At 46.7% G+C, this 6252-nt stretch carries 5 protein-coding genes; all 5 read right to left on the bottom strand.

From position 1 onward, the window contains the following. Positions 1-274: 274 nt before the first annotated feature. The 5 genes from ACTHS4_RS08570 to ACTHS4_RS08550 are packed head-to-tail and all read right to left on the bottom strand — an operon-like array spanning position 275 to position 5757. On the bottom strand, positions 275-1792 hold the full coding sequence (locus ACTHS4_RS08570) for a hypothetical protein (RefSeq protein WP_440365725.1): 1518 nt from the start codon (positions 1790-1792) through the stop codon (positions 275-277). Beyond that, positions 1789-2541, bottom strand: coding sequence for a hypothetical protein (locus tag ACTHS4_RS08565; RefSeq protein WP_440365724.1), 753 nt, complete (start codon positions 2539-2541; stop codon positions 1789-1791). Before ACTHS4_RS08565 ends, ACTHS4_RS08570 begins: the two co-directional genes overlap by 4 nt. Beyond that, entirely contained in the window at positions 2538-3179 is a 642-nt protein-coding gene (locus ACTHS4_RS08560) for a hypothetical protein (protein WP_107697246.1), read from the bottom strand. The genes ACTHS4_RS08565 and ACTHS4_RS08560 overlap by 4 nt, the downstream gene beginning before the upstream one ends. 11 nt (positions 3180-3190) lie before the next feature. Then, positions 3191-4852, bottom strand: coding sequence for a ParB N-terminal domain-containing protein (locus tag ACTHS4_RS08555; RefSeq protein WP_107697245.1), 1662 nt, complete (start codon positions 4850-4852; stop codon positions 3191-3193). Next, complete coding sequence (locus ACTHS4_RS08550) at positions 4849-5757, bottom strand: ParA family protein (RefSeq protein ID WP_107697244.1); 909 nt, start codon at positions 5755-5757, stop codon at positions 4849-4851. The genes ACTHS4_RS08555 and ACTHS4_RS08550 overlap by 4 nt, the downstream gene beginning before the upstream one ends. Positions 5758-6252 lie beyond the last annotated feature (495 nt).

The raw sequence follows: 6252 nt of genomic DNA, 5'->3' as shown, positions 1-6252 counted from the left end.
GGGTGTATCCGGGGGATACAGTCCCCATTGTGTTTTCAGGGTGTATCCGGGGGATACAGTCCCCATTGTGTTTTCGGGTGTATCCGGGGGATACAGTCCCCATTGTGTTTTCGGGTGTATCCGGGGGATACAGTCCCCATTGTGTTTTCAGGGTGTATCCGGGGGATACAGTTATTCCCCCCTTACCCTTAAAAGCCTTTTAGGGTATTGAATCTAATTACACAATCTGTTCCCCCCGTAAACGATGGCATAGAACCACCGTTTACACCGGAAATTACCGTGTAGGATTCTTTTTGCAGATCTGTTTAAGCAATTTATTCAGGCCGTTTTTGATTGCCTCCTTTGAATTTTGGCTAGGTACTCCCTCTGTTTTTTCGTTTTGAACAGCCATAGCAGCTCTAAGTTTCAGGCTTTCTTCGCGTTGTTTCTTAACTATCGGAGCAAAATTGCAAATCAGCCCATCTGTAGCTGCAGCTTGTTTACACAGATGAGTCAACAATCCCAAAGGGCTGCTGACAGGTTTGGTCTGTCCTGCAATTTCATCCAGAATCTCCTGGTACTGTTCCTGACCGCCGTCGGGATAGTACCGTGTGAATACTTTCCGGCAGTTTTCAGTCATTTTTGACAGCAGGCTTGGGTAAACCAATCCGTCAAAACGCCTGCTGTCGTCCTTCGTACTGGAGATAACAGAATCATTCACAACCACCACATCTGAATCTGCCGAATTTGCCGTATCCGTTGGTGTTGTAGTTGTAATATCATCCAAAGGATGATGTTTGTAATTATCTCTATATATATTTCGCCAATTTGTTACTTCTGACTTTCTCCTTTTGTAACTTCTAAACTTCTGACTTTCTCCTTTTGTGACTTCTGAGTTTGCCAATTTGTTACTTCTCAAATCTTGGCCGCTTCCAGCTTGTACGTATTCGGTATCTTCAGAGTTTTCCAAAATGTCACTTCCGGATATCTGAGACTGCTTCTTCAATACGAAAAGCCGCATTTCGGGCTTTTGGGCAAGACTGATTTTTTTATCCAGCATGGCCATCAGCTTAACGCCGTCGATATGGCTGAAGATACGCGCACTTTGCTCATAGTGCTTTTCGATCAGCAATCCCGCATTTTTCAGCATAATCCGCGTTCTCTGCTGCGGTTTATATCCGAGCATGGTGGCGTCTTCCCATTCTTTAATGGTTGCGGAATAATACAGCCGCTGTTGCACGAAGGGATTGTGCAGCGTGGCTCTTCGTGCACTCTGATGAAGGGCGTTCGAAAGAATCACGGCGGCGTGGATATCGCCTGTCAGCCATACCAAGTCCAAGTGATATACAATCGAATCACTGAAATAGTCTCGGATAAAACCCAACTCCTGTTTGCGCCATTCTTCGATGGTCAATTGGGTAATGCTGTCTAATCCGAAATGGTCGCAAATGGCGTTGGACAGTGCATCCATATTAACGCGCACAGCCAATCTTGCGCCTTGGCCGATCCGGGCAGTTTCTATCAGGTTCAGTTCGGCCAGCTTGTCTTTGCACAATCCCTGTTCGCGTTTGGTCAAACCGGTTTCTTCTTCTGTTTCGGCAATGGATTTAAAAATCCAGCCGTTACGAATCTCGACATTAATGCCGACACGCAGCCAATACAGCAGCTGTGACAGGTAGGTAGCGGTTTTGAGGTTGCCGGTAATCTCAATCAGGCTGCGGTGAACCACAATTCGGCGGCCTGATTGCAAACGCCGCCAACAAGTGGATAACGCTTGGTTGAACTCTTTGGGAGGAAGCATATCGTTCATCATATCCCTCCATTTCCCGCACCATGTAGATACTGCCATGACAGATTGGCCATGGCCTGATAATTCAGGCGGAATACAGTGATATTGAATAAAGGATGCCGACCGCTTTCTATCAGACCGGCTTTGTCTAAGGCCTTCATCGATCGTTGCTGATCCTCATGAGACAGCATAGCCAGTGCGTTAGCCTGTTCTTCGTTATAGGGGATCCACTCGCTGTATTCACCGCGTTTGTCCGGTGTCAGATACCGTTGTTGTGCCTGTACTGCAAAATAAAACAGTACATCGTTAATTTTAAGACCTGAACGCAGCATTGCTGCCGTACACAAACGGTCTAGCGGTACCGACGGCATTTCGCCATAAGCACGGTCTCCTTGGTGCCGGTTATCCTGTTCGCGCAATGCTTCAGAGAAGTCTGATTCGTTCAGGCTGTATACCGTATGGCCGTCTGAACGTGCCAAATTCAGGAATTTAAGCTGTTTCAGCAGACGGCGTACCGAATGCCATCGGGAAACAGTCAGCCCCAAAGCTTCCAGCATGTCCTCATCTCTTATTTTGATCGACTGGCCGTAAGGACAATTCCGCAAAAACCAAGACAGGAAATAACCGGCATAGGTATCTCCCGCCAATTTACTGTAAGCGGGTACATACAGGATAGGCTCTTCCATAAGTGAACCTAAAACCGAATTGGCTGTTTCGATTTGGCCGACAGCCGCCAGTTCCGGATATTCGAAAAGGCTGAGAGTTTTGCTCATTTTGCATACTCCGAAATAGCGGTATTCATTTGTGACAGCGCGTAGTCGGGAAATTCCCGGCATAATTTCTGATAGCGCACAAAAGTATCTTTTTCCTGGCGGCATAAATCCGACCAATAGGCCGCTACCGTCAGCTGCTCTTCTAATTCCAATGTTTTACGGCGGCCGCACACAACCGGCTGCTCCATTTCCAGCCGCATTTTTTTGATGTCGGCCGAAGTCAGCATGGCGCACATATTCAGAATCATGATATTGCTCGCCCCATGGGCAATCATCCACTCGCATTGTTCCAATTGATTGTTCCGCTTCGCATTCTGTTCACGTTCGATCCACATGATTTCCTGCAGGGTATTTAAATCAACTCGAACCTCCAGTACGCCGCCCAGCCTTTCCGCAATCGTTCCAACCTGCTCGGGTGTCAGCTTGCGCAGATATTCAAAAACTTCCGCATATTTGCACAACATGACCGAGTTTTTGATTCGCTCCTGTTTATCAGGCAGGCCGGATGCCAGGATATTGATAATTTGGCTGTACAGCAGGGGATTCTTTCCGTTCAAATGGAGCCGGTAAGTATCAGCAACCGGAGTGTGAGGGCGGAACCGGCCATGGCTTTTAGTACCTCTTTTTTCGGCAAACATCGCTACCTCCCTTACATCACTCTAAACAGCGGCCACTGAAGCGCATCTGAATGGTTGACGTAAATCACTGCTTGCAGATAATCAAACAACAACGGACCAAGTTCCTCATCCATGGTCATCAGGTAGTAGACATTCAGATTGAGGTTCTGAAAGTATTTATCCCCACCCAAAGCATGTTCGGTAATTTGGCTGTAGAGTTCAGGATTACGGTATGCTTCGGCCAAAACAGGGTATTTGCGCTCGTTGGACAGGAATGGATTGTATTTCTGCAGCATATGAGGAGACTGGAACAGTTCCTCTTGGCCACTTGTTTGCCACAAATATCCGAAGATAACTGCGGCACTTGGGTGACGTGCATTCAAACTGCCGTCTATCAGCTGCAATCCGATCCATTCCGGCTTTGAGAAATCAGGCAGATCCATCATGTAGCCATAGGGCATTTTGTCGTCAAATACCAGAAAATCACGGATATTCGCTGCATTTGCCAGCTTAATTACGGTTTCATGCAATTTCTGTAATGCCTGACGGCCGTCTTGAGTCTCAACAGTTAAAGAAGGGAATACGGCTTGCTGAAGAGCAGGGGACGTATTCGTAAATTCGTTTTCCTCGGACTCTGGGGTAATTGCCCCGGACTGCGGATTGACCGCAGCCCGAGTCACGCTGTCGCTCTGAATCTCATCGTCGGTAGGATGCTCACCGGTTGACTGCTGTTTGACTGCAGATGCTGAACCAGTATCATCATTATGTAATGCCGCCCGCTCGGTCGGCCGTGCTGGCGCACTATTTTTTTCTGCTCCAGATTCGATGTCGTATGCAGTTTCAAACTGCTGTTGCAGGTATTCCTGAAGAGCCGGAACATCAAGTTCCGCCTCTTCAGTATGCTCGGCGCACCATGTCTCCAGAGTATTTTCCCAGAAGAGGGCAAACGTCGGTTCAGGTTCTGAAACGTCAGGCAGCTGCTCCAGCAAGTCATTGTATTGTTTGCGTAATACTTCGGTTTTTGACAAAGAGAGAGCATTGCAGAATTTGCCGAGGACGCACAAATTGTCTGCAGCGAAGAAATACAGCGATAATGGCCTTAATGAGACGGCCAAACCTTTTGAATCGAACCCCTCAATCAATTTACGCAATCCCAGTTTATCCGCCGATTTGGCCTGCAGCATATCGCGGATGTCCGCATAAGCGCAGGCCTTATCCCAGAACACCATGTCGGCGCGCTGTTCGTTCTCAATCAGATGGGCAATCTGGATGTCTTCATCATTGGTGTATTCGATATAGATGCAAGGAATGCTCGCAAAGCGCGAATCTCCGGTTTCCGCATAGAGTTCTTTGACGATTTTAAGGCGCGTATTACCGCCCTGAGCCAAAATATAACGGCTTTCATTAGGTCTGCGCGTAATATGGACAGGATGCTGGACACCGGATGCGCGGATAGATGCCTTAATCTGGGCATACAATTCCTCATCATGTTGGCGGCGCGGATTTTTATCGAAGAAATCGATATCGCCGACGGCAATATTTAAAAACATGCCGGGAATATTGTTAGACGGTGTTTTAGCCAAATCCATACTGGTTTGCGATGGATTGGAGACGAGCAGGCTGGAACTAACCAGCCCTTCAGTCAGTCTTTTGACCGGTTTCACAGGTTGGTTTTGATTGGCAGTCATCATCATTCCCCTTTGTTTTCAGTATCAGCTTCAACAGGCTGTTCAGGATACAAATCAGCCATATTATTGAAGAAAGTACCTTTCAGCTGTTTGTCGCGGATTGGCGGAAACAGCTCATAGACAAGAGAAGTCATAACTGACAGGGCGGACTCGGATTTACCGGCATGTTCGCGTTCGTGGACATGTACCGGAATCCGGAAAGTAGAAGCCTCCAAATATGCTTTTGCATAAGGAATAACGGTATTCAACAGCTGGTTTTTACCGTCAATGGAAGTATTGAATTCGTCTTTGATTTCATCTGCAATCAGTCGGGCATTGCGTGACCGGTCTTGCGCATAAATCAAAGCACGCAGCGGCGGAACATCCAAATTAATCGCAGAGCCGAGACTTAATCGATCCAGCAAACCCAATGTTCCTTTTAAGAATTCCCGCGTGCTCAGTGCACTTGGGTTAATCGGGCTGATCAGCATGGTCGAAGCATAGACGACCGCATCCTGTACCGGACCGACGGCACCTTGGGTATCGATAATAACGATGTCGTAGTTGGATTGAATATAGGGATGTACCAGTTTTGAACGCAGCAAAACGGCACGGTCGATACGGCCTTGGACATTGATGCGTACATCATCCGACAAATTATTGGATAAGACGATGTCAAGGTTCGGATAAACCGTATTTGAGATAGTCGATGTAATGATATCTTCAGAGTTTTCACCTAACAAAAGCTCGACGATACCGTTTGGTGCGGTGTAATGAAGTGGATAATATTTGCTTAAGGAAGCCTGAGGGTCGGCATCAATCATTAATACACGAAACCCCATATCGGCAAGCATACCGCCGATATTTGCAGTAACAGTTGTTTTTCCTGTTCCACCTTTGGTTCCCACGATTCCAAGAGTTGTAATAGGCATAGGATGACCTTTGTAAAAATGTGTTAAAAATAGGCCTATACCGTATATATTGATTGTTTTTGAACACAAGGCAGCATTTCAGCTTTTTTGCTGTCTATTAGTTCGCATAATTTATATTATGTTAAATTTATAATGCTAGTATTTTAATCTATTAATCCCTGTTTCTCCTAGTTGTACAATTACTTACACAAAAGGCCATCCGAAATGTTTCAGACGGCCTTTTTTTATTTATATTTCCCAGTCTTTTCTCAGCAAATCCCTTATTGAGACCTTTGCAAAATAGCCCTTTCCTCAACAGCCGAAGCCCAAAACAGGTTTTCGGCTGTTTTCGCCCCAAATCACTCCCTAACTCTACCCAAATACCCCCTAATCCTCCCCGGATACCCGATAATCAGGCATCCGGGCCGCCTTTTAGGCGGCAACAGGCGCACTTAGTCTGTTGGCGGCTTTCAAAAGGTTCAAACACATCGCCTTCAGATGGCTTTGCGCACTCAC

Source organism: Neisseria sp. P0014.S009, from assembly GCF_051958155.1.
In the GTDB taxonomy this organism is placed as follows: domain Bacteria; phylum Pseudomonadota; class Gammaproteobacteria; order Burkholderiales; family Neisseriaceae; genus Neisseria; species Neisseria flavescens_C.
This window is presented reverse-complemented; position numbering and strand designations above follow the sequence as displayed.

What these genes read in the sequence shown, in the direction of transcription:
- ACTHS4_RS08570 (WP_440365725.1), bottom strand. Translation starts at nt 1,792, where the DNA reads ATGATGAACGATATGCTTCCTCCCAAAGAGTTCAACCAAGCGTTATCC.
- ACTHS4_RS08565 (WP_440365724.1), bottom strand. Translation starts at nt 2,541, where the DNA reads ATGAGCAAAACTCTCAGCCTTTTCGAATATCCGGAACTGGCGGCTGTC.
- ACTHS4_RS08560 (WP_107697246.1), bottom strand. Translation starts at nt 3,179, where the DNA reads ATGTTTGCCGAAAAAAGAGGTACTAAAAGCCATGGCCGGTTCCGCCCT.
- ACTHS4_RS08555 (WP_107697245.1), bottom strand. Translation starts at nt 4,852, where the DNA reads ATGATGATGACTGCCAATCAAAACCAACCTGTGAAACCGGTCAAAAGA.
- ACTHS4_RS08550 (WP_107697244.1), bottom strand. Translation starts at nt 5,757, where the DNA reads ATGCCTATTACAACTCTTGGAATCGTGGGAACCAAAGGTGGAACAGGA.